This window comes from Arenibacter algicola (assembly GCF_000733925.1).
Classification (GTDB): domain Bacteria; phylum Bacteroidota; class Bacteroidia; order Flavobacteriales; family Flavobacteriaceae; genus Arenibacter; species Arenibacter algicola.
This window is the reverse complement of record NZ_JPOO01000003.1, coordinates 1,133,843-1,158,274: the sequence shown is the minus strand read 5'-3', so window position 1 is coordinate 1,158,274 and position 24,432 is coordinate 1,133,843. Positions and strand designations below refer to the sequence as shown.

The 24,432-nt window shown below is 38.3% G+C and carries 24 protein-coding genes; 17 read left to right on the top strand and 7 right to left on the bottom strand.

From position 1 onward, the window contains the following. Positions 1 to 36: 36 nt before the first annotated feature. Positions 37 to 429 (bottom strand): hypothetical protein, encoded by a 393-nt coding sequence (locus U735_RS0115385; RefSeq protein WP_031444683.1) that lies wholly within the window; start codon positions 427 to 429, stop codon positions 37 to 39. 118 nt (positions 430 to 547) lie between these two features. Between U735_RS0115385 and U735_RS0115380 the strand changes: the two genes are divergently transcribed. The 3 genes from U735_RS0115380 to U735_RS0115370 all read left to right on the top strand — a co-directional run bounded on the left by U735_RS0115380 (position 548) and on the right by U735_RS0115370 (position 3,518). Beyond that, complete coding sequence (locus U735_RS0115380; protein ID WP_031444682.1) at positions 548 to 1,000, top strand: Lrp/AsnC family transcriptional regulator; 453 nt, start codon at positions 548 to 550, stop codon at positions 998 to 1,000. 206 nt (positions 1,001 to 1,206) lie between these two features. Next, the gene (locus tag U735_RS0115375) at positions 1,207 to 2,619 is read left to right on the top strand and encodes a hypothetical protein (RefSeq protein WP_031444681.1); all 1,413 of its coding nucleotides are present in this window, start codon (positions 1,207 to 1,209) and stop codon (positions 2,617 to 2,619) included. A gap of 257 nt (positions 2,620 to 2,876) precedes the next feature. Beyond that, on the top strand, positions 2,877 to 3,518 hold the full coding sequence (locus tag U735_RS0115370) for a DUF1684 domain-containing protein (RefSeq protein WP_031444680.1): 642 nt from the start codon (positions 2,877 to 2,879) through the stop codon (positions 3,516 to 3,518). Between the two features lie 51 nt (positions 3,519 to 3,569). Here U735_RS0115370 and U735_RS0115365 read toward each other — a convergent pair whose 3' ends face one another. From U735_RS0115365 to crcB, 4 genes are all read right to left on the bottom strand, one after another. Continuing rightward, the gene (locus tag U735_RS0115365) at positions 3,570 to 4,634 is read right to left on the bottom strand and encodes an outer membrane beta-barrel protein (protein WP_031444679.1); all 1,065 of its coding nucleotides are present in this window, start codon (positions 4,632 to 4,634) and stop codon (positions 3,570 to 3,572) included. Between the two features lie 112 nt (positions 4,635 to 4,746). After that, positions 4,747 to 5,997, bottom strand: coding sequence for an ammonium transporter (locus U735_RS0115360; protein ID WP_031444678.1), 1,251 nt, complete (start codon positions 5,995 to 5,997; stop codon positions 4,747 to 4,749). Between the two features lie 31 nt (positions 5,998 to 6,028). Further along, entirely contained in the window at positions 6,029 to 6,367 is a 339-nt protein-coding gene (locus U735_RS0115355) for a P-II family nitrogen regulator (protein WP_031444677.1), read from the bottom strand. A 298-nt stretch (positions 6,368 to 6,665) separates the two neighbouring features. Further along, positions 6,666 to 7,034, bottom strand: coding sequence for a fluoride efflux transporter CrcB (gene crcB, locus U735_RS0115350; RefSeq protein WP_031444676.1), 369 nt, complete (start codon positions 7,032 to 7,034; stop codon positions 6,666 to 6,668). Positions 7,035 to 7,697: 663 nt separating this feature from the next. Between crcB and U735_RS0115335 the strand changes: the two genes are divergently transcribed. Further along, positions 7,698 to 8,087, top strand: a complete 390-nt coding sequence (locus U735_RS0115335) for a pyrophosphohydrolase domain-containing protein (protein ID WP_031444673.1) — start codon at positions 7,698 to 7,700, stop codon at positions 8,085 to 8,087. A gap of 91 nt (positions 8,088 to 8,178) precedes the next feature. On the opposite strand, the gene U735_RS0115330 is transcribed toward U735_RS0115335, so the two are convergent. Then, on the bottom strand, positions 8,179 to 9,252 hold the full coding sequence (locus U735_RS0115330; RefSeq protein WP_031444672.1) for a branched-chain amino acid aminotransferase: 1,074 nt from the start codon (positions 9,250 to 9,252) through the stop codon (positions 8,179 to 8,181). Between the two features lie 105 nt (positions 9,253 to 9,357). Here U735_RS0115330 and U735_RS0115325 point away from each other — a divergent pair, with 105 nt between their 5' ends. The 10 genes from U735_RS0115325 (at position 9,358) to U735_RS0115275 (ending at position 19,405) form a co-directional block, all read left to right on the top strand. Continuing rightward, a complete protein-coding gene (locus tag U735_RS0115325; RefSeq protein ID WP_031444671.1) occupies positions 9,358 to 9,861 on the top strand; it encodes a DUF4920 domain-containing protein in 504 nt (167 codons plus the stop codon). Position 9,862: 1 nt separating this feature from the next. Continuing rightward, positions 9,863 to 10,528 (top strand): tRNA (5-methylaminomethyl-2-thiouridine)(34)-methyltransferase MnmD, encoded by a 666-nt coding sequence (gene mnmD, locus U735_RS0115320; protein ID WP_031444670.1) that lies wholly within the window; start codon positions 9,863 to 9,865, stop codon positions 10,526 to 10,528. A gap of 130 nt (positions 10,529 to 10,658) precedes the next feature. Continuing rightward, positions 10,659 to 11,621, top strand: a complete 963-nt coding sequence (locus tag U735_RS0115315) for a TIGR01777 family oxidoreductase (protein WP_031444669.1) — start codon at positions 10,659 to 10,661, stop codon at positions 11,619 to 11,621. A 144-nt stretch (positions 11,622 to 11,765) separates the two neighbouring features. Beyond that, positions 11,766 to 12,338 carry a nucleotide exchange factor GrpE gene (locus tag U735_RS0115310; protein ID WP_031444668.1) on the top strand — a complete coding sequence of 191 codons (573 nt, stop codon included), beginning with the start codon at positions 11,766 to 11,768 and terminating at the stop codon, positions 12,336 to 12,338. Positions 12,339 to 12,347: 9 nt separating this feature from the next. Then, positions 12,348 to 13,472: a molecular chaperone DnaJ gene (dnaJ, locus tag U735_RS0115305; protein ID WP_031444667.1), complete on the top strand. Its 1,125-nt coding sequence runs from the start codon at positions 12,348 to 12,350 to the stop codon at positions 13,470 to 13,472. A gap of 725 nt (positions 13,473 to 14,197) precedes the next feature. Next, the gene (locus U735_RS0115295; RefSeq protein ID WP_031444666.1) at positions 14,198 to 15,121 is read left to right on the top strand and encodes an ABC transporter ATP-binding protein; all 924 of its coding nucleotides are present in this window, start codon (positions 14,198 to 14,200) and stop codon (positions 15,119 to 15,121) included. Positions 15,122 to 15,126: 5 nt separating this feature from the next. Then, a complete protein-coding gene (locus U735_RS0115290) occupies positions 15,127 to 16,464 on the top strand; it encodes an ABC transporter permease (RefSeq protein ID WP_031444665.1) in 1,338 nt (445 codons plus the stop codon). A 1-nt stretch (position 16,465) separates the two neighbouring features. Further along, positions 16,466 to 17,362 (top strand): mechanosensitive ion channel family protein, encoded by an 897-nt coding sequence (locus U735_RS0115285; protein ID WP_051892167.1) that lies wholly within the window; start codon positions 16,466 to 16,468, stop codon positions 17,360 to 17,362. Further along, complete coding sequence (locus U735_RS0115280; RefSeq protein WP_069859389.1) at positions 17,352 to 18,230, top strand: DUF6268 family outer membrane beta-barrel protein; 879 nt, start codon at positions 17,352 to 17,354, stop codon at positions 18,228 to 18,230. Before U735_RS0115285 ends, U735_RS0115280 begins: the two co-directional genes overlap by 11 nt. 11 nt (positions 18,231 to 18,241) lie before the next feature. Continuing rightward, a complete protein-coding gene (locus U735_RS0115275) occupies positions 18,242 to 19,405 on the top strand; it encodes a sigma-54-dependent transcriptional regulator (protein WP_031444662.1) in 1,164 nt (387 codons plus the stop codon). 152 nt (positions 19,406 to 19,557) lie between these two features. Here the strand turns inward: U735_RS0115275 and U735_RS0115270 are convergent, their stop codons facing one another. Beyond that, a complete protein-coding gene (locus tag U735_RS0115270) occupies positions 19,558 to 20,250 on the bottom strand; it encodes a hypothetical protein (protein WP_031444661.1) in 693 nt (230 codons plus the stop codon). Between the two features lie 400 nt (positions 20,251 to 20,650). Here U735_RS0115270 and U735_RS0115265 point away from each other — a divergent pair, with 400 nt between their 5' ends. The 3 genes from U735_RS0115265 (at position 20,651) to U735_RS0115255 (ending at position 23,986) form a co-directional block, all read left to right on the top strand. Next, positions 20,651 to 21,529: a PPK2 family polyphosphate kinase gene (locus U735_RS0115265; protein WP_031444660.1), complete on the top strand. Its 879-nt coding sequence runs from the start codon at positions 20,651 to 20,653 to the stop codon at positions 21,527 to 21,529. After that, positions 21,526 to 22,899, top strand: coding sequence for a M20/M25/M40 family metallo-hydrolase (locus U735_RS0115260; protein WP_031444659.1), 1,374 nt, complete (start codon positions 21,526 to 21,528; stop codon positions 22,897 to 22,899). The genes U735_RS0115265 and U735_RS0115260 overlap by 4 nt, the downstream gene beginning before the upstream one ends. Positions 22,900 to 23,053: 154 nt before the next feature. Beyond that, complete coding sequence (locus U735_RS0115255) at positions 23,054 to 23,986, top strand: peptidylprolyl isomerase (RefSeq protein ID WP_031444658.1); 933 nt, start codon at positions 23,054 to 23,056, stop codon at positions 23,984 to 23,986. Positions 23,987 to 24,432 lie beyond the last annotated feature (446 nt).

Sequence of the window (24,432 nt, the reverse complement as noted above, 5' to 3'; positions counted from 1 at the left end):
ACACTTATAAAAATAGGAAGTGGTAGTAGGCAAGGTTTAGCTTCGAATAGATCGTCTCCAAACTTTGTACAATCTTCTGAAACTTTTAATTTCGCTCCTCAAAAGATTTAAGTATTCCTTTTCCTTTACCCCATCCTTTTCCAAACCGGTACAATAAGAACTTATATTTCTTATGATAACATTGATAAAGGTAGCGCTTCTCATTCGGGCAGCATAACATTCGGAACGTTCGGCTGCTTCAATTTGTTGAGGAATTAAAATGGAATCGGTTAAAAGGGAATCTACCATTATATCCCTATGACTGTTGGATTGGTATAACTTTAGCAGATCCTTGTTGTAGGATAGGTACGAAGCAATTTCCCTGCTCATCTGTAAAAGATCCAAGGATTTGCGATAAATCGGAATCGTACTTAAGTTTTTGTAAGGCATTTTTCTATAACAACTTCTGTTATATAAAATTACGTCGAAATTAGCAAATTAGAGTTTATATAACAAAGTAAAATTGTAATTTAGCTATTGAAAGTTAATAATTTTGATCCATTTTATTTTGAATACAAAGATAGATGTCCTTAATTGGAAGATTTTAAAATTACTTCAGGAAAATGCCCGGGAATCTTTTGCCAATATTGGCAGGAAAGTAGGCTTAACGCCACCTGCGGTTGCCGAAAGGGTGAAGAAAATGGAAGACCTTGGGGTTATTTCCGGTTACAAAGCGGTGGTATCCCATTCGCATACAGGTTATCAATTAAAAGCTATAATTACGCTGCGTGCCTTTATGGGGAAGTTAAGACCTTTTTTGGAAATTGTAAACACCTATGAAGAAGTTGTTAATTGTTATAGGATTACCGGTAATGAAAACATTATAATGTTGGTGGTCCTAAAGGATCAATTTCATTTGGAAAAATTTATAGATAAGCTTATACAATATGGAGAGACGCGTACCCACATTATTCTATCCGATGTAGTGTCTAACGCGCCCATTAAAAAAAGAGAGGTTTAACAGTAGCTATCCAATAAGGAAATTAAAATTAAATGGGGTTAGAGGCTTTGGTGCTATATTTTAAATATTTAATTTAATGTATTTTAAGGCTTAGGGGTAATGTGCTGGCAGTTTTTTTCAAGGACAACTGTTGTAAGTTCCTATGGTGTTTCGTAATGGCCGGAATATTATTTTAATTTGGCTAGATATTTGATGACAATAATTCTATGAAAAAAATTATATTATTTCTGTTTCTTGGGGCCGGTTTTTTGGGTAATTCGCAACAGATGACCTTGAAAAAAGGTGTCGTAATCGATTCAATTGCTGTAAAGGACTCCATATCCGAAAATTTTTCACTTTATATTCCTACCAGCTTTGAAATGGATAAAAATTGGCCCATCCTTTTCGTTTTTGATATGGAAGGTAGAGGTAGGCAAGCTATTCGTATGTTTATAGGGGCCGCGGAAAAGCAAGGGTATATACTGGCGGCATCTAACAATGTAAACGACGCTTTGACCACATCCCAGAATATACTGATAACCGGAAGGATGTTCAATGATATCATCAAGATATTACCAGTTCAAAAGAACAGAATCTATAGTGCTGGCTTTGATAGTGGTGCCAGATTTGCATCTGTACTGCCCATTTTTGTAAAAGGTATATCCGGAGTAATTTCCTGTGGTTCCGTATATCCCAATATGGACATATTGGATACAAACAATTTATTTCATTTTATAGGAATCGTAGGAAAGGAAGATTATGCTTATCCGGAAATGTTGGCGGGGAAATCCATTATGGGTCGCTTAAAATTTCCTAATCAATTACTGGTGTTTAACGGGGGGCATGAATGGCCCAATACCCAATACCTAGGGAAGGCCTTGGAAATTTTTAATTTGTCGGCCATGGCCAAGGGTCAATCCGAGAAAGATGAAGCTTATATAAATGATACTTATGCCCAAAATATGGAGGAAATAAATCTCTTGATCGAATCCAACAGATTAATTCAGGCCGATAATTTGTTGGACGAAGTAATGTCTGTTTATAGGGTTTTAAAAGATGGTGATTCCCTTAAGAGAATAAAGCGTGAGCTTAAAAAGAATAAACTTTTTAAAACCATGACACGCAATGAGAACAACACCTTGTTAAAGGAGTCATTTATTAAGGAGGATTATGTATACTATTTGGAGGAGGATTTAGCTACCTATAATTATAATAATTTGGGTTGGTGGATTTACCAGATGGGCGAATTAAAGAAATACGATAACAGTAAAATAGAAGCGGAAAGAGAAATGGGCAAACGCCTTTTGGGTTATGTTAATGCCTTAATTGAGGATAATATTGATATAGTAAATTCCGGAAATCAGGTAGATCAAGAAGTTCTAAGTCTACTTTGGATGTTAAAAACGATAACGGATCCCACAGACCATAGTTATTACCTTAAAATAATATCCAATAGTGCTAAAATGGAGGATTACGGAACCTCCCTCTTTTATTTGGAGGAATTATTGAAGAAAGGATATACGGACAAGGCTGAATTATATAGTTTGGAAAACACAGCTTTGCTGCGTATAACACCTGAATTCAATGATATTGTGGCCAAATACTTAAAAGATGCCCGTTACGAAACCATTGAAGAATAAGTTGCTGTATTGGAGTGAATTCCTGCTTGCTGAAGATTGTTGATCTCTAGTGTTATTTCTCATCACGTATTTAATTCCGGTTTCAGGGAAGCGGAAAAGTTCAAGGGTACTTATTTTCATAAATAAATTTTTTTCATCAAAAAACTTCTCTTAATAGTTTCGGATTTACTTCATAAATTGGTTTCGGGTAGGTTTGGTATGCAAAATTCTTTTATTTGGAAAAATGGATGTTGTATTTTTATGCCAAAAGAAGGGAAATGAAGCAGTTATTTTTGGTTTTATGCTTGTTATCATTGAGTTGTAAGGAAAAAAGGTACCATGATCAGGAGCAGAACAATACGGAGGAACATGTGTCCGGAGCCTTGGAGGATATTATGCAATTTCAGAAAAAAATGAACGAGGAATTCAAGGATCCTGAAACCTCGCCCTTGCCGGATAGGTTTAGAAAGGATTTTACAACTTTGGATTTTTTTGAGCCGGATACCAGCTATAGGATCAATGCGAAATTCACACGGACGCCTGAGGCTTTACCTTTTATGATGCCGACCACTACAGAAAGACAATCGGAAGAGGTTGTTTTTGGAATAATAACTTTTAGTCTAAAAGGAAGTACCCATAAATTGGAAGTTTATCAAAATCAGGAATTGATGCAGCAGGAGAAATATAGGGATTATTTGTTTTTGCCTTTTGCAGACCTTACCAATGGGGAGGAAACTTATGGTGGGGGTAGATATTTGGATTTGACCATTCCTAAGGGAGATACAATTCTTTTGGATTTTAATAAGGCCTATAATCCATACTGTGCTTATAATCCAAAATACTCATGTCCTTTGGTACCCAAGCAGAATAGGCTCGATATTGAGATTGCGGCAGGGGTAAAGGCATTTAAAAAGGGATAAAAATAAAAAGCCCCGCTTTAAGCGGGGCTATAAATAATAAACTCAATTTATTTAGAAAGAGTAAACGGCTGCTAGTACAAATGAGGATAAACTCTTTTGTGGGGCCAGATCCGAATCTAGAAAACTAAAGGAGTCATCTGATGCGCTATCCAACCGCAATTCAGGCTTGATTATTAAATTGCCTATTGTGGCACTACCTGTAAGTGTTACGGCAAAAACACTGGAATCTTCAACTCCAGTTCCAATTGCACCATAGTCTCCTGTTTCTGTGAAATATTCACCTCTTAATCCCAAGGTAAAGTTGTCAGAAGTAGCGTATTGTGGATAAAGGGCTACACCGGCAAAACCAATATCATCATTATCGTAAAGTGCTGCATTTATTCCCAAGAAGAACTCATCAGACAAATCAAATCCACCTGTGAAGTCAATCTCAAATGCTCCGTCATCAGCAAGGAAGTTCAGGAATTGACCGCTATATCCCAATTGGGCACCGAAAGCATATTTCTCGGTAGGATTCAATTCTGTTTGATCGGTTGGGTTCATGATGGCCAACATTAAGCTAAAGTCATCAGATAGGGTAAAGTCTGCCTTCAAACCAGTATGTGAGAAAGGACCATAAGAAAACAAGTAAGAAGTACTATAGTTAAAATTGGCAACTGGAGATATTACTTCGTAACCTAAGAAGGTGTTGAAGTTACCAAATGTCAATTTAACCGATTCGCTTAAATTCCAGTATACATACAGTTGATTTACAATGTTTCCGGTAGCTGAATATAGAGGAGAAGCAAAAATAGCATCTGTACCTCTAGGTCCAAAAACAAGGTCTGCTACAAACCCAACATCCTCTCCTTCGTAAGCCGCTATTACATTGGCCATCCCTAGGGCAAAACCAGGTAAGTTGGCAAATGAAGATCCTGGGGCCGCATTAGGTAAACCAGAGCCATCGTCAAAACCATTGTCACCATTCAAGTTGGTTCTGTAGTAGGCATCCACACTTCCGCTTAGGCTAAATTTCTTGGCTTCCTCCTCTTCCTGAGCGAAAGTTGCTGTTGAGGCAAGGGCAAATGCAAGTAATAGTAAATTTTTTACGTATTTTGTATAAATAATCGTTTTCATAATTCAATTGTTTATATCCTTTTAAGGATGTTAGCTTATTATTGAGTTGTTGTATTGAAAAAGGGTTATAAACGGAGCGTTCTGCAAAACGCTCCGTTACCTTTTGTATATATTAGTGTTGGTTCATTCTGAAGTCGGCATAAGCATCCATTCCGTGCTCATGTATATCCAATCCTTCCAATTCTTCGTCTTTGGAAACTCTTATTCCAGAAGTTTTCTTGATAGCGAAAAGAATGATAAATGCTGTTAGGCAACAGAAAACACCTGCAGAAGCTACTCCTGTTAATTGATATAAAAATTGTGTTACACCAGCCTTAACTCCGAAGATCCCTACGGCCAAAGTACCCCAGATACCACAGATTAAGTGTACTGCAACTGCTCCAACAGGATCGTCCAGTTTCAATTTGTCTATTAGGGCAACACCTAATACAATAACTACACCGGCAATTAGTCCAATAACAATGGATTCAAAGGGAGACATTAGGTCGGCTCCGGCAGTAATTCCTACCAAACCACCCAAGATACCGTTCAACATCATGGTAACGTCATAGTTTTTGTAAAGAATGGTAGAGAATATAAAAGACCCTATTCCACCTGCGGCTGCAGCCAAACAAGTAGTAACCAATACTATTGAAGTTCCAGCTGGATCCGCGGATAATACTGATCCACCGTTAAAGCCGAACCAGCCCAACCAAAGAATAAGTACCCCAGCTGCTGCCAAAGGAATATTGTGACCTGGAATTGCATTTGGTTTTCCATCTTCGCCAAACTTGCCAATCCTTGGTCCTAATATGTATATGGCAATCAAAGCTGCCCATCCCCCTACGGAATGCACCAAAGTAGATCCTGCGAAATCGTGGAAACCACCTTCATCACCACCAAGAGTGGAAAGGAATCCACCGCCCCATTGCCAAGATCCTACTATAGGATAAACGAAACCAACGTATATTATAGTGAATATCATGAATCCACCTAGCTTAATACGTTCTGCTACTGCTCCGGAAACTATGGTTGCTGCTGTTGCGGCAAACATCGCTTGGAAAAGAAAATCTGTCCAATACGTGTATCCTTCACTATAGGTAAGGTCCAAACTACCATCTGGTAAAATTGGGGCTTCAAGGCCAAATCCTGCGAAACCAAGATAACCGTTGAAATCACCAGGATACATAAGGTTAAATCCTCCAATATAATATAGGAGCAACCCTATACAAATGATGAATACGTTCTTAAATAAAATGTTAATTGTGTTTTTTTGTCTGGTTAGTCCGATTTCCAAAAGAGAAAATCCTAAATGCATGAAGAATACGAGAGCCGTACATATCATCATCCAAACATTATTTGCTGTAAATAATCCTACGTCCATGTTGTTATTTGTTTGTTGGTTCTTAAATTTTTTAGTTGATTCCTGCTTTTCCGCTTTCCTTTGTTCTGATTCGATAAGCTTCCAAAACTTCAGAAATGAAAATTTTACCGTCACCTACGTTGCCTGAATATGCTGTATCCAGAATGGTGTTTACAGTAGTTTCCAAGAAATCGTCCGATATTACAATGGAAAGATACCTACGTTGAATGTCGGATGTGCTATAGGAAATGCCTCTATAGACATGCCCTTCTTTTTCATTTCCGACTCCAGTTACGTCCCAGTAACTAAAAAAGTTTACTCCAATTTGATGTAGCGCTTTTTTTACGTCATCAAATTTTGACTTCCTAATAATTGCCTCGATTTTTTTCATAATTGATTTATTATTTATGAGACAAAAATATATATTAATTTAATACCCCCCCTATTTTTTGGGGGGTATATGCGTAAGAATTACATTTTACATAAAAATGCCCCATAAATTTTATGGGTATTGTGTTTCAAATTAAATATTATGTTGATATGTTAATACTTTTAACACTTGTTTTGGTCAAAACCTGAAAAAATCGCGTCTTTTTAGGTGTTTTGCTATTGATAATGCAGAAAAATGGCCAATTCCACCAAAATAAATAGAAAGGTCAAAAAACGTGTTAAAAGATTTTGATAGGAGTTTACAGCTTTGAAAACCAGAATCCGATAGCTACGGCAGAGATTCCAATTACAAGACTGGCAAGAGTGTAAGCGGTGAAGTTGAGAAGATCCCCGGTTTTTAAAAAGGAGTGTTGTTCCAGGGCAAAGGTTGAAAAAGTAGTGAAGCCACCACAGAAGCCTGTGGTTAAAAATAATGTCTGATTGTTTGCAAGGAAATTGTTTTTAAGTGAAAGTCCTAGGATAAAACCAATAATTAGGCAACCTATTATATTGACTATAAAAGTGCCGAGAAAAAAATTGTGAAAAGTGTTGTTGAAAGCTTTGCTTATTAAAAACCGTAAGCCACTACCTAGACCCCCTCCAAGAAAGACGAGTAGAAATTGCTTCATGCACAAATAGTTTTTATTTCTTGTTCAAAGTAAATAAAAATTATCATATACAAAGGTCTTAATAATAGGTATAGCGTAATTGTAAATACTATTGTGACATAGTATTTAGGCAAAGATGCATAAATTTCCTTAGACAAGAATTAAACTGCCTTCTTATATTTCGAGTTAATTAAATCTAGGGGGAAGATTACTGTTGTAGATTCTGAAATATTTTTGACGGACTTTTCTTTCTTTTTGGAACTACTGTTAAAACTGACTAAAAAAAGCAATGCGTTTATACCAATAAGAACTAACAAAATACTGAAAAAAGTTACCATACAACTAAATGATTTAGTTATTCAACGCAAAATTACGTCTTTTCGTATATTAAACGATGTAATAATCAGGAATGTTATTGGGAGGGGTCCTTTTTATGGTGAACCGAAAAAATATGTTAATTTTTAAGGAAAAACTTAATTAGAAACAAAATTATTATGAAAATTATGAAGAAAAGTCCTACCCACTGAACGCCTTTGTAGTTTTTTTTATGAAGTTTTTTGTCTTTTTGATAGGAAAATATGATAATTACTAAAAATGCAGCGAAAAAAAGTCCTGCAAAAATTAATTGTCCCGCACTGAACATATTTATATTTTTACGCAAATCTAACTTAAATAATTTCAATTATGAAAAGTAAACTTAATGCCGTTGAATTGTTCCATAATTCATTTGGGTTGGGTGTTTCCAAAGAAATCAGGGCTAATTTGGGAGAGGCCAAGAATTTACTACGCTTTAATTTGATGGATGAAGAGAATAAGGAATATCTGGAAGCGGCAAACAATAATGATTTGGTTGAAGTTGCAGATGCCCTGGGCGATATGCTATATATATTGTGCGGTACTATATTGGAGCACGGTATGCAGTATAAAATAGAGGAAGTTTTTGAAGAAATACAGCGTAGTAATATGAGTAAATTAGGGGAAGATGGCAAACCAATCTATCGTGAAGATGGAAAAGTGCTTAAAGGTCCAAATTATTTTAAACCGAATATTGTGGATATTTTAGACAAAAAGTAGGCCATAGCTATCGGGAAACCTAAATAAAGGGCAAAAAAATCCCCTCGATCCTTGCGGAAGAGGGGATTTTTTTAAAATGTAAAGTTGGTTTTTATTCAATATCCACCTTATATCTCCAGTCAAACTTATCTTCGGCCTTGTTGTATTGTATGTCCGTAATGCGCTTCTTTAAAATAGAGGCGTAACTATCTTTTAACTCCGGCAGGTCATAATCCTTTTCTTGGTAACCGAAAGTGGCTATAGGGGAAATTACCGCAGCGGTACCTGCTCCGAACATTTCTTTGAGACTGCCATTTTTGGAGGCTTCGACCACCTCTTTTACAGTGATTTTTCTAACTTCTACTGCTATGTTTTCGTCTTTGGCAATCTCTATAATGCTTTTTCTAGTTATACCGTCCAATATTCTATCGCTCGTAGGACTGGTAATCAAGGTGTCGTTAATCCTGACAAATATGTTCATGGCCCCGGCCTCCTCTATATATTCGTGGTTGTTGTCATCTGTCCAAATTACTTGATTGTAACCTTTTTCAACTGCCAGCTGTGTTGGGTAAAACTGTCCGGCGTAATTACCTCCGGCTTTGGCAAAACCTACACCACCATTGGCCGATCTTGAATATTTCTCCTCTATTAAAACTTTTACCTTCCCTGCAAAATAGGAGGCCGATGGGGAACAGGCAATAATAAATTTGTATTCGTCAGAGGGGGAAGCGTGGAATCCGCATCCCGTGGCAAAGACAAAAGGTCTAATATATAAGGAACTTCCTTCAGCCGTAGGAATCCATTTATGGTCCAATTTCAAAAGTGCCGTTAAGCCCTCCATAAAGTAATCTTCAGGGAATTCGGGCATAGCAAGCCTTTTGGACGATATGTTGATCCGCTTTTGGTTTTCCAAAGGGCGAAAGAGCCAGACATTTTGATCTTTGTCCTTATAGGCCTTCATTCCTTCAAAAACAGATTGTCCGTAATGAAAAATCTTAGCGGATGGGTCAAGTGTAATGGGTTGATATGGAACTATTTTTGGTACTTCCCAAGCACCATTCTTGTAATCACAGACCATCATATGATCCGTAAAATATTTTCCAAACGATAAATTATTAAAATCTACTTTATTAATTTTCGAGTCTTTAACTTTCTCAACTATTATTGAATTTGAAACAGTTTGCATAGCATTCTAATTTAAAGCAATAAAATTAAGCAAATATCATTAGTAGTTCTTCTTTTTTCGTCTAAAAATGCCCAGTTTTGTAAAGTGATATAAAATCTGAATATTTTGAGGCAATTTAACATTTTGATTGTGACTTTTATGGTGTTTTCGGCTTGTCTGGCGCAAAATAAGCCGTCGGTACCGACCAGCGCGGCCTTGATCAACGAGAATTATGATTATATCGGAACTCAATTTGACGATTCCGATGCCATAAGCAGTGGACAAATGCTTGGGAATTATGAAAAAATGGCCAAGTCGGATACACTTGCATCCAGGTTTTCCGGTCTGGTAACGGAGGTTTGTATGGCCAAAGGATGTTGGATGAAATTGAAATTGGGGAACGGCAAAGAAAGCATGGTTAAATTTAAGGATTACGGATTCTTTGTGCCTCAGGAATTGGTGGGAAAAGAGGTAGTTGTAAATGGTTTGGCCTATGTTGAAGAAATGAGTGTTGGGGACCAAAGACATTTTGCCCGTGATGCGGGAAAATCGGAAGAGGAAGTTGCCGCTATAATAATGGTTGAGAAAAAATACGCCTTTGAGGCGGATGGAGTGCTGATAAAAAAATAAATTGAAAAGAAAAATCATAACTACGGCCGACGGCTCCAAAACCATTCAGATCGAAGATTGGAACGAGCAGTACCACTCTATCCATGGTGCTATTCAAGAAGCCTATCATGTTTTTATTAAGAACGGTTTGTCCTTATTCAAGGACCGGCAATTGTCTATACTGGAAATAGGCTTCGGAACGGGCTTGAATGCGCTTATAACATTATTGGAGTCTAAAAAGCGAAGTTTGGATATAACGTATAAAGGTATAGAGGCCTATCCCGTTGTTCCCGAAGAATTGGAACAATTGGACTATATATCAGCATTGAATGCAGGGAATTTGGAACAGGATTTTTTGAGTATGCACCAAACTTCATGGGGACAATCACATCCAATATCGGCCAATTTTTCACTGATAAAGCAACAGATCGATTTTAGGGATATCTCGGATATTGATCTATTCGATCTAATTTATTTTGATGCCTTTGGCGCCAGGGTGCAACCGGAACTTTGGACAGAGGAAGTTTTTGCTATAATGTTCAAGGCATTGAAAAAAGATGGTGTGCTGGTCACCTATTCCGCAAAAGGAAGTGTTAGGAGGGCTATGCAGGCCGGAGGATTTGTTGTGGAACGTTTGCCAGGGCCTCCAGGAAAAAGAGAAATGCTACGGGCCTTAAAGGTTTCATAATAGTTACTCTTTAATTATGGTTTACTTAACATCTAAAGGACTTGGACTGTTAAACCTAAACTAAATTCAACTATTTAAATTCTAAAAACCCATATATTTATATTAAAGTTGATAGAAAGAAAGTAAGGGTATGAAGGTTTTGATAACAGGTTCAACAGGTTTGGTGGGGAGTGAAATTGTAAATTTGTGCAAACAAAACAATATCTCGGTAAATTACTTGACCACTAGGAAGGATAAAATTGTATCCCAACCTAATTATAAAGGCTTTTATTGGAATCCTGAAAAGAATGAAATAGATGAAAATTGCTTTAATGGAGTAACCACAATTATCAACCTTGCAGGGTCCAGTATTTCTAAGAGATGGACTCGAAGCAATAAAAAGAAGATTCTTAACAGTAGGGTAAAGTCACTTAGAACTCTGTTGGGGGCTATACCCAAAGTCGGACCTCATAGTATTAAAAAAATAGTTTCTGCTTCGGCGATAGGGATTTACCCCAATTCTCTTTCCCAATATTATAGGGAGGATGTAGAAGAAGTGGATGACAGTTTTTTAGGGGAGGTGGTATCCATTTGGGAGAAAGAGGTAGATGCCTTCGAAAAATTGAATATCCAAACCGCCAAGATCAGGATAGGATTGGTAATGTCCGGCAAAGGTGGGGCACTGCCAGAAATGGCCAAACCCGTAAAATATTATGTAGGCGCTGCCATGGGTTCTGGCAATCAATGGCAATCCTGGATACATCTGCAAGACCTTGGCCGGTTATTTCTACATGTAATATCAAAGGACCTAACAGGAGTTTATAATGCAGTGGCCCCAAACCCTGTAACCAATATTAAGCTTACCAAAGAAATTGCGAGAGTTTTGGAAAAACCTTTGTTTTTGCCCAATATTCCACAAACATTGATGCGTTTGGTGTTGGGTGAAATGTCCTATTTGTTATTTTCCAGTCAGCGCGTAAGTAGTAAAAAAATCCAAGATTCGGGATTTGATTTTATATTTCCTAATATCTGCAGGGCCTTGGAAAATATATATTTGGATAAAGGAGCGCAAACAGCTATAGATGCACTCTACCGGAATGAGTTTATTTCCTAGACATTATATCATAATAAGTTTATAAGTTCCTAACATCCGCCATTGGTGGATGTTTTTTTATAAAGTTTAATGACATTATGACATTTTTAAAGAATTGGCAGTACTTTTGCCATCTGAAATCGGAAGCATATAAATGTATTTTAAATGAGCAACGAAAATAAAACGGAAGAGATGGAAGATGATGTTCTGAACAATATAGAAAATCAAGAATTGGAACAAGATGATTCATCTTCTGCGAACGCTGACATTGAGAAAAGCCAGGAACTTAGCTTGGAAGAGCAATTGAAGGAAGACCTTAGTAAGGAAAAGGACAAATTTTTACGTCTTTTTGCAGAATTCGAGAATTACAAAAGGCGTACTTCCAAAGAGAGAATGGATTTGTTTAAAACGGCAGGTCAGGAGGTAATAGTGTCGCTATTGCCAGTTATTGATGATTTTGACCGTGCGTTAAAGGAAATTTCCAAGTCTGAGGACCAGGAAATGTTCAAGGGAGTTGAATTAATAAGCAATAAATTCAAAGAAACATTAAAAAATAAGGGTCTTCAACAAATTGAAGTCAAGCAAGGTGATGCTTTTGATGCGGAAATTCACGATGCCATTACTCAAATTCCTGCTCCAAGCAAAAAGTTGAAGGGGAAAATAGTAGATGTCGTTGAAATGGGGTTTAAATTGGGTGATAAAATCATACGCCATCCAAAAGTGGTTGTTGGAAATTAAAAATATTTTATGAAGGAGGATTATTATGACATCTTGGGCATTGGTAAAAATGCTACTGCGGCTGAAGTAAAAAAGGCATATAGGAAGAAAGCAATAGAGTATCATCCTGACAAAAATCCAGGTGATGCCAAGGCAGAGGAAATGTTCAAAAAAGCGGCCGAAGCTTATGAGGTATTAAGTGACCCCAATAAGAAGGCGCGATATGACCAATATGGTCATGCAGCTTTTGAGGGCGGCGGCGGATTTGGCGGCGGCGGTATGAACATGGATGATATTTTTAGTCAGTTCGGCGATATTTTCGGTGGCGCCTTCGGAGGCGGAGGTTTTAGTGGCTTTTCCGGATTTGGCGGCGGTGGCGGACAACGTCGTGTTAAAGGAAGCAATTTGAGAATCAGGGTTAAGCTGACCTTGGAGGAAATTGCCAATGGTGTTGAAAAGAAAATAAAAGTAAGGAGAAAAGTTCAGGCAGAAGGGGTAACCTACCAAACCTGCGGGACCTGTGGAGGTCGTGGCCAGGTAACCAAAATAACCAATACCATTCTGGGAAGAATGCAGACTGCAGCTACCTGCAGCGCCTGTGGCGGTAGTGGACAAATAATAGATAAGAAACCCAGTGATGCGGATGCCAATGGATTAAAGGTTGCAGAGGAAACAGTGAGTATCAATATTCCGGCAGGGGTAGAAGATGGTATGCAGTTAAAAGTGCCCAACAAAGGAAATGATGCTCCTGGAAATGGAGTTCCTGGGGATTTATTGGTGGCCATTGAGACAGAAGAGCACGATACGCTAAAACGGGAAGGCGATAATTTACATTATGACCTCTATATTAGTATTTCTGAAGCAGTTTTAGGTACCTCTAAAGAGATTGATGCCGTAGGTGGTAAGGTAAGAATCAAATTGGAAGCTGGGATACAGTCTGGTAAGATCTTAAGATTGAGAGGTAAGGGTATTACGAGTCTAAACGGATACGGCAGTGGAGATTTATTGGTACACGTAAATGTTTGGACACCCAAAGAATTGAACAAAGAGCAAAAAGATTTTTTCGAACGCATGCAGAATAACGAAAATTTTGAGCCTAGGCCCGAGAAATCGGATAAATCTTTCTTTGAAAAGGTCAAGGATATGTTCTCTTAAAAGAGGATTTACCGTTTTAAATAAAAAACGTATATTTGAGATAATATTGGGAAACCAATATTATTTTCTTTTTCATAGCAATTTTTTTTCCCATCCTTGATTCGTTGAGGGTGGGTTTTGTTATTTCAACCCTTTCTTTAAAAGCTCCGTAGGAGCGCATTAAAGATAGCTGGTTGAAATAATCCCGCCCTTGGCGGGATCTTAACGTTATTCTGGGTGGGTTTTGTTAGTGAAACCCCGTTTTTATAAGCCCCTAAGGGGCGCAATAAACACGGTTGGTTGAACTAATCCCGCCTTTTGGCGGGATCTATTAGTTGGAATGCCCGCTAGTTCCGAAGGAACGCCGTGAGCATGGTTGGTTGAACTAATCCCGCCTTTTGGCGGGATCTATTAGTTGGAATGTCCTCCAGTTCCGAAGGAACGCCGTGAGCATGGTTGGTTGAACTAATCCCGCCTTTTGGCGGGATCTCCTTGTTTGAAGGTCTGCAAGTACAAAAAGAACGCAATGAACATAGTTAGAGGTGTGGATCCTTCCGTGCTCGGGAGAACTTGGTGTTTTTGGGTACTTCTGTTTTTTTCGTTTTTTGATATAGCTGATTTCAGAATTTCATAGAGGACTTGGGCCTCGATAATTACCGAAGTTAAATTATGTAAAAATGTGTAATTTATAATATTCCTGCCTATCTCTTAAATAGCAATTATATATCTTTGGGGAAATTGCATGCATGAATAATATATTGGTCGCTAATGAGGTTTCCAAGCAGTTTGGGAGCCATATAGCTCTCAACAAGGTTTCATTGGAAATTCCCAAAAATAGTATCTACGGTCTACTTGGACCCAACGGAGCTGGGAAAACCACATTAATACGGATAATTAATCAAATAATCTATCCGGATCAAGGGGCAATTTTTTTTGATGGTAAGCCTTTGCAGGCCGAACATATTTCTATGATCGGATATTTGCCTGAGGAAAGGGGACTATATAAAAGTATGAAAGTGGGGGAACAGGCCCTATATCTTGCCCAGTTAAAAGGACTGTCCAAGTCCGATGCCAAAATCAGGTTAAAATATTGGTTCGATAGACTTGAAATTGGGGATTGGTGGAACAAGAAAATACAGGAACTATCTAAGGGCATGGCCCAAAAGATCCAATTTATTGTTACTGTTTTGCACGAGCCAAAGCTGCTGATATTTGATGAGCCCTTCAGCGGTTTTGATCCAATAAATGCCAATCTTATTAAGGATGAAATCCTTCAATTAAGGGATAAAGGCACCACCATAATTTTTTCTACGCACCGTATGGAATCTGTTGAGGAACTATGCGAATATATTGCCTTGGTGCACAAATCGGAAAAAATACTGGACGGCAAACTTAGCGATATTAAAAAAGCATATAAAAATAATATTTATAAGGTGGGGCTAGGTGTGCAAAGCGCCAACGGACTCTTGGAGGATTTAAAGGATAAATTTGAGATTCTATCTTCAGAGTATGTAGACGAGGGATTGCAACTAAATTTCACAGTGCAATTGCCCTCTGATGATACAGGTCCCTTTCTATCCCATTTATCGGGCAAGGCAAATGTCAATAAATTCATGGAGACCATTCCATCGGCTAACGACATATTTATTAGAACCGTTCAATCCAAATAGTATTCATGGGTAAGTTATCGCTGATCATAAAACGCGAATATTTAGCAAAAGTTAGAAATAAATCATTTGTGGTAATGACTTTTTTGAGTCCGATCCTTATGGTGGGAATGGTAGTGCTTATTGTTTATCTGACCAAAATCAACGATAATGAAATTAGAACTATCGGAATATTAAATGAGAGCAATTATTTTTCCACGGATTTTCAGGGAACGGAAAGCACTTCGTTTGTAAAGTTTAAGGATATTGACTTACAGGCGGCCAAGGACTCTATTCAAAAAATGGGATTTTATGGTTTGCTGTACATTCCTAATGAACAGGACCTGGAACAAGTGGCAAGCAGGTCTTTCTTTTATAGCAAGGACGCTCCGGGTTCGTCTATATTGGATAATTTGGAAAATGTGTTCGAAGACCGTTTGCGAATGCAACGATTACAGGAATTAGGGGTCTCAGTATCGGATTTTGAGAGTGTGGGCAATAATTTTGAAATTAAGACTGCAACCTTTACCGGGGAACAGAACCTGAAGGGAATAACAGAAATCAAGGCATTTATAGGTGGGGCATTCGGATACCTGATTATGATGTTCATCATTATTTATGGTGGTTTTGTCATGCGCAGTGTAATTGAGGAAAAAACAACCAGGATAATAGAGGTTATTATCTCTTCGGTGAAACCTTTTCAGCTTATGCTGGGAAAAATTATAGGGACCTCCTTGGCCGGAGTTACCCAGTTCGCTATATGGATCATTTCGGCTTTTTTAATGTTTGGTGTATTGATCCTGGTTTTCGACATAGATCCATCAGCCCTTAATTCCGGGGCAAGTAATACACCTGGCCTTATAGGGGGGGCTGCCTATGTGGCAGCATCCGATTCTGCCATGCAATTATATGCTAACGAACTTTTTAGGATACCTTGGATTATGCTTATTTGTTTTTTTGTGATCTATTTTGTTCTGGGCTACCTTATATATAGCTCAATATATGCCGCAATAGGGGCTGCGGTGGACAACGAGACAGATACACAACAGTTCATTTTTCCTATAATATTACCTTTAATGTTGGCCATTTATGTAGGCTTCTTTTCTGTCTTTAATAATCCCCATGGCCCAATTGCTGTAGGATTCTCATTATTTCCTTTAACATCACCTATAGTGATGCTTATGCGTCTACCGGGCGGTATAGGGGAAGGAGGTGTGCCTATTTGGGAGGTTGTGGTTTCAATTCTTCTATTGATTATCACTTTTATAGGTATTGTATGGTTGGCCGCCAAGATATATAGGGTGGGGATATTGATGTACGGAAAAAAACCTTCTTATAGGGATTTGCTTAAATGGCTGAAATATTAGAATGGAAGGACTAAAGAATATTTTTAAGGGTTTGGATGAATTTCTCGCCTACAAAATTTGGAATGGTGATAAGGTGGATATAACCGCAGCTACCTTTTTAACCGTTATAATTTCTTTGATCACAGTAAACTATGCTCTGAAACTGTTTCACAAATTGGTTACTGCAAAGTTGCCCGAGGAGGACAAGAATAAGTTTATCAGTGTTTTTGGATTTTTAAGATATTTGTTCTACATATTGGTGGTGTTGGTCGTCCTACACACTTCAGGTGTTAATCTCACTGTCTTGCTTACCGCATCGGCAGCACTGTTTGTTGGTTTGGGGTTTGCGCTTCAATATTTGTTCCAAGACATCATCTCCGGAATTCTTATTATTATGGATCAGTCCTTGCGCGTAGGGGATATTGTAGAGGTAAATCAAAAAGTAGGACAGGTTTTTGAAATAAGATTAAGGACTACTAGGGCGCTTACAAGGGATGATAAGGTAATCATAATTCCCAACCACCAATTTTTAACGGATAGTATTTATAACTATACCCAAAATCATAAAAGCACTAGGGAGAGCGTTAAGGTTGGAGTGGCCTATGGAAGCGATGTTGTTTTGGTGACCAAAATTTTGGAAAATATTGCCATTGAACAGAAAGGGGTCCTAAAAAATCCCAAGCCATTTGTACTTTTTGAAGATTTCGGGGATTCTGCTTTGTTATTTTCCATCAATTTTTTCATTAATGACAGCTATGGAGATCCAAAAATTAAAAGTGCTATGCGGTATATTATTGATGCTAAATTTAGGGAACACAATATAAGTATTCCTTTTCCTCAAAGGGATGTTCATGTTTTTCAATCCCGTCCAATTCAAACGGTGCAAGTCGAAAAAAAGAATGTTGGAAATGGGAATTAGAATAAAGGGTGGGGGATTCTTATTGGGATTTCTTTTGTCGGTCAATTTATGTCTTTCCCAAACGCCGGATATTTTTAGGTTAGAGTATATGCTAATGCCCAGAAATACGGCCGAAGCAAAATTATCCAGAATTAAATTGGTGGCCAACATGCCAATTAAAGTAGGGCAGAATGACAATATTATTGTAGGGGGCGAATACAATCGTATTGAATACGACTTAAACCGTAGAACACCCTATGACGATGTAATTACAGAAACTTTTCATGTAGCCGATTTAAATATGGCCTACATATTGCAATACAATCAAGATTGGCGCTTTGTTGGGGTCGTAACTCCTCGTTTGTCTTCCACTTTGACCAACAATATTGGCCAAGGGGATGTTTCCGTGAACATAACGGTAGGGGCGCTTCGCGATAGACCAAAAATAGACAAACCAACGCGATTGGTATTAGGGATAGCCTATAACTCAACTGTGGCCGTTAGAGTGCCATTGCCCTTGGTCTATTTTGAAAAGAGGTTTCATCCCAATTGGGCATATGTAGTGGGGGCCCCAAAAAGTGGTATGAAGTACTTTTTTAACGAGAAACATATGCTGCAAACAGAGTTTATTTTGGATGGATATTACGTTAATTTACAGAATACGGTGATAAGCTCGGATTCTGGTGTTGCCTCATCCATTTCCACCTCGGTTGCCTTGTTTACGCTAGGATACCAATATGCAGTGGCCAAAAATATTTTCTTTTATGGCTACGCCGGCCATACCTTGTTTCAGGCCGGAGTGTTGAGGAATGAAGAACGAGAGGATATATTTACATTGAATGATCAACCTAGTTTTTATTTTAGAACGGGTTTTAGAATTGGAATTTAAAATACTTAATTATGTCTAGAATACTGGTTATTGAGGATGAATCGGCCATTAGAAGGGTTTTGGTGAAAATCCTTTCGGAAGAAAATGAAAACTATAAAGTAGAGGAGGCCGAAGATGGGTTGATGGGATTGGAATCAATAAAAAAAGATGATTTTGATCTTGTGCTGTGCGATATCAAGATGCCGAAAATGGACGGGGTTGAGGTATTGGTAGCGGCTAGAAAAATAAAGCCTGAAATTCCCTTTATTATGATTTCCGGGCACGGGGACCTGGATACGGCTGTGAATACCATGAGACTTGGGGCCTTCGATTATATTTCCAAACCGCCAGACCTAAACCGGTTGTTGACTACAGTGCGCAATGCCTTGGACAGAAAGGATTTGGTGGTAGAAAATAAGATCTTAAAGAAAAAAGTAAGTAAGAACTATGAAATGATCGGGGAAAGTAAGGAAATCTCCGTAATCAAGGAAATGATAGAGAAGGTAGCTCCAACCGATGCCAGAGTCCTCATTACGGGTTCCAACGGTACGGGTAAGGAACTTGTGGCCCATTGGATACATGAAAAAAGTGAGCGAAATACCAATCCTTTGATTGAGGTCAATTGTGCAGCAATCCCTTCCGAATTAATTGAAAGTGAACTTTTCGGACACGTTAAGGGTGCCTTTACCTCAGCTGTGAAGGACCGGGCCGGCAAATTTGAAGCAGCCAATCATGGAACCATATTTTTGGACGAGATAGGGGATATGAGCCTCTCTGCCCAAGCAAAAGTGCTTAGGGCACTTCAGGAAAATAAAATAAGCCGGGTTGGATCGGATAAAGATATCAAAGTAGATGTTAGGGTAGTGGCCGCAACCAATAAGGACCTAAAAAAGGAAATAGAGAGCGGAAGGTTCCGTGAAGATCTATACCATAGGTTGGCCGTAATTCTGATCAAGGTTCCTGCCTTAAACGACAGAAGGGATGATATTCCATTGCTCATCAAGCATTTCTCCGAAAAAATAGCCGCTGAACAAGGTACTGCGCCCAAAACATTTTCGGCAAAGGCCATTGCCTTGCTAAAGGGGTATGATTGGACCGGAAATATTAGGGAATTGAGAAATGTTGTTGAGCGTCTTATAATACTCGGGGGTAATGAAGTAACCGAGGAAGACGTAAAATCTTTTGCCAGTAAATAAGCAGACTTGGCTATATTGTGACGGGCTATATGGCTGATTATGGAAGAATGGGGAAATTAAAAGCTATTAATACACGGCTTTAATAAAGTTCAAGGAAAATTAGTCCTATGGGAATTAAACCCTCCCTATTTAACTATTTTCAGCAGTAATTCTTAGTTCTTGCAGCCGCTCAACTTTTTAAGGGCGTTGGCAGCAATTTCCTTGGTTTTTAAGTTGTAATACTTTTTGCCTTCGGAAAGATTGGGCTTCATAAGTTGCTGTTCACAGATATCATAAACGTTTTGTGCAAATGCAGTAGCCTCCTTACAATCTACAGATTCTACCACCTTGTCCAGAGATTCTTTGAACTTTTCCAAAGCAATATCCACTTTTATTTCAAGGGTATTGTTATCCAGAGGTTTGTGTGATTCTTTTTCGGCTATGGAAGTCTTGGTATTCATGGCCAGAACATCATTATTGTACCTACTATCATGGGAGTCGTGTTCGTGCAAGGCTTCCATACCTCCCAAAGCATTGTCCAAAGCCTTTTTTAGTAATATTTTGACACCTGGCAGCGAAGTAGCTCTGGTAGCGTTGGTTAGATTAACCGAACTTTCGTCTATAAGTTCCATGGCATGCTCACAACCACAATCCTTTAATTGCGACTTGGATTTTACTATGGCGTTCAACGCTTTATAGGCGAAATATTTCGACATGTTAATGTCCTCGGTGGCTATTGCCTTTTCAGTTTGTGATTGGATGTAGCCAATATTGGAACCGGCATATTCACAGGCTTTGTTACTTTTAAAGGAAGAAAAAATAAACAACGCCAAAAAAGAACAAACAGCTAGAACGGAAAGTCTCATAAAGTAGGTTTTAGTTTATTGTTATACTGGGAAATATAACCTTGTAAAGGTAATCTTACGACTTTGTTTTTTCATGATTTTTTCGATGAAGTACAGCTATGGACCGTTTTTTTAGACCAACTGAAACTTTCTATGGATATATGGTTATTTTTTGTTCCGGGTTTCCTTGTAAATGATCGATAAAGTTCCATAAAAGCTCCTATCTCTCTTTGGTAGGGTAAGGCAATTCCTTATTCCTAGCGTAGATAGGAATATATGGTTTGGAAGTCAACATAATATTTACAATTATTGAATAAATCCGTTGACCAAGGGAATTCTAGACCTGACTTTTAGGTAATCTAAAAAATTTCATATATTTTTTGTTTTAATTTGCTCAACAATGGAGCACTAAACCTAATTCATGAAGAACATAGAAGCAGCGACTTACAGGGTTGATAGCGAAATTAAATTATCTGATTTAAATACGAGGGAAGATTTGGGGTCCTCGGATAAAAAATTAAGGAAGGTACTGGAAAGCGTTAGGATAGAGCTGGGGGAGTTTCAGGATACAATGTATGCCCATGCCAAATACAGCGTTTTAATTTGTTTGCAGGGTATGGATACTGCTGGAAAGGACAGCTTGATTAGGGAGGTATTCAAGGATTTTAATGCCAGGGGAGTGGTGGTCCACAGTTTTAAGGTGCCAACAGAGCTGGAATTAAAGCACGACTATATTTGGCGGCATTATATTGCCCTGCCTGCAAAGGGAAAATTTGGGGTTTTTAACCGTACTCATTATGAGAATGTTTTGGTGACCAGGGTACATCCGGAATATATTATGAACGAACATATTCCTGGGATCCATAGTGTAGATGACATAGATCAAAGTTTTTGGGACAAACGCTTTGAACAAATAAATAATTTTGAACGGCATATTGCGGATAACGGAACCATTATATTTAAATTCTTTCTGCATTTGTCCAAAGAGGAGCAGCGACAACGATTATTGCGCAGGTTGGAATTAAGGAAGAAAAATTGGAAGTTTTCCCCTAGCGATTTAAAAGAAAGACTTATTTGGGATAAGTACCAAAAATGCTATGAGGATGCGCTTAACAATACTTCAAAACCACATGCACCTTGGTTTGTTATTCCATCGGACAATAAAAAGGCTGCCAGGTTAATAGTTGCCAGTATTTTACATGAAGAGTTAAAAAAATACAAAGATATAAGGGAACCAGAACTGGATGATAAAATAAAGGCTAATTTAGAAGAATATAAAAAACAACTGGAAAACGAATGAGGTATTTATTGTTGGTATTTTTACTAATTACTACACAGATTGAAGCACAGAACAATGATCAAAAGCAAATTAATGAAATATATAATACGGCCCTGACCAATGGAAGTGGTTATGCTTGGTTAAACTATTTGTCCAACCAGATTGGAGGAAGACTTTCAGGTTCTTTGCAGGCACAGAAGGCCGTGGATTACACAAAAAAAATTCTGGATTCCATGGGTCTGGACCGCGTTTGGCTTCAGCCTGTTAAAGTTCCAAAGTGGGTAAGGGGCACACCGGAATTTGCATATATTGAGAGTGATCCGGGATTAACCAACAATGTTCCAATATGCGCTCTGGGAGGATCCGTAGCTACTCCCCTAGGCGGTATAAAGGCAGGGGTCGTGGAGGTACAAGGGATAGAGGGCTTACAAGTATTGGGTAAAGAAAAAATTCAAGGTAAGATTGTATTTTTTAATAAAGCCATGGACCCAACCAATATTGACACCTATATGTCTTATAGCGGTTCCGTGGACCAACGATATGCAGGTGCCAACGAAGCTGCTAAATACGGAGCAGTAGGGGTTATAGTAAGATCGTTGAACCTTAGGTTGGACGATTTTCCCCATACGGGTGCTATGAGTTATGGAGATACCCCTATGGAAAGCAGGATTCCCGCTGCGGCCATAAGTACAAATGGGGCCGAATTGCTAAGTGCCACCTTGAAGCTTAATCCGGACATAAATTTTTTCTTTAGACAAAATTGCAAAATGTTGCCAGATGTAGATTCTTACAATGTAATTGGGGAAATTAAAGGTAGTACCTACCCAAATGAAATTTTGGTAGTGGGTGGACATTTGGATTCGTGGGATCTGGGTGACGGTTCGCATGATGACGGTGCGGGTTGTGTTCAGAGCATGGAAGTGCTAAGGTTGTTTAAGGCTACTGGATACAAACCTAAACGCACCATACGGGTGGTACTCTTTATGAACGAGGAAAACGGACTTCGTGGGGGAACCAAGTATGCGGAGCAAGCCTCTAAGAATAATGAGAAACATATTTTTGCCCTTGAAAGTGATGCCGGGGGTTTTACGCCCCGGGGTTTTTCTTTTGATTGTAATCAGGCAAATTTTAAACAGATAGAGAGTTGGAAAAGCTTGTTCGAACCCTATTTGGTACATCTGTTTGTAAAAGGTGGGAGTGGAGCTGATATTGGACCGCTAAAAAATGATAATATTGTTTTGGCCGGTTTAAGACCTGACAGTCAGCGGTATTTTGATCATCACCATTCTGCAAATGACACCTTTGCACATGTAAATAAAAGGGAGCTGGAACTTGGAGCCGCCTCAATGGCCAGTTTAATTTATTTGTTTGATCAGTATGGCATTAAATAGTTACTTCCCCTAATTACAGGAATTATATTTGGCAGGAGGAAGTTTGTTGTAAATAATGGATATTAGAAAATAGATTAATGTTTTCTAATATATAGAGCTTTTTATAAACAGAAAACTTATCCTTACCTTTGCAGACTAATTAAAAAACAGCGATATGCAAGACGGAATTTACGCAAAATTCAATACTTCGAAAGGAGAAATACTGGTAAAGCTTACCCATGATAAAACCCCTGGTACTGTGGGGAACTTTGTAGCCTTGGCGGAAGGTAATCTAGAAAATAGTATCAAAGCTCAAGGTAAGCCTTATTATGACGGATTAAAATTCCATAGGGTTATTCCGGATTTTATGATTCAGGGTGGTTGTCCACTGGGAACGGGTACCGGTGACGGAGGTTATAAATTTGATGATGAATTTCATCCAGATCTTACTCATGACGGACCTGGTGTACTTTCAATGGCCAATGCAGGTCCAGGAACAAATGGCACCCAATTCTTTATTACCCATGTGGCTACTCCTTGGTTAGATAACAAGCATACTGTTTTTGGGCACGTAGTAGAAGGTCAGGATGTAGTAGATGCTATTAAACAAGGAGATAAAATAGAAAGTTTAACCATAGAAAGAATCGGTGCTGAAGCCGATAAATGGAACGCGGTAGAGGCTTTTAGGACTTTTGAGGGTTCAAGGGAAAAAAGACTTGCCGAGGAAAAGAAAAAAATAGCGGCTGAATTGGATAAGGTAGCCGCAGGCTTTAATGAAACGGAAAGTGGACTTAGATATAAAATTGTTCAAGAGGGAAAAGGAACTAAGGCAGTCAGTGGAAAAAATGTTTCTGTCCATTATGAAGGATCCTTGTTGAACGGTCAAGTTTTTGATTCTTCCTATAAAAGAAAGGAACCTATTAGTTTTCAATTGGGTGTAGGTCAGGTAATTCCGGGATGGGATGAAGGCATTGGCCTATTGAAGGTTGGTGACAAAGCCAGGTTTGTAATTCCTTCTAATTTGGCTTACGGAAGCGCAGGTGCTGGAGGGGTTATACCGCCAAATGCCACCCTTATATTTGACGTTGAATTAATGGGGATAGGATAAGATTCCAATTCATATAAAAAAGGCCTTAAGAAATTAGGGCCTTTTTTTATACTATAAGTTCGGATAATTCGGAGCCGACGAATGTATTAAACCCCATTGTTTATATTATGAAGTGAAGCCAGAAGCGGTGAATTCGAAATTGCTTTTTACCTTTTGGTCCTATTTAGGCTTAGAACTAAAAGGGCTATGTTTATTACCAACAAGGACAGTAAAATAGTGAAAAAAGTGGTCATGCTAAAGTTATTTATAATGGTGTATATTCAGTGTTTAAAAGCAAGATGATGAAATAGGGGAAAGGTTGCGTAAAAAATATAAATATTACCTTTTAGGTTGAAAATTCGGGCAAAATTGGAATTGAAAAGTGGATGTTAAAAATATAAGGAGGTGTGTTTTTATTTACACTAAAGTCCAATAAAAAACCCATCCGATAGGATGGGCTCTATTTT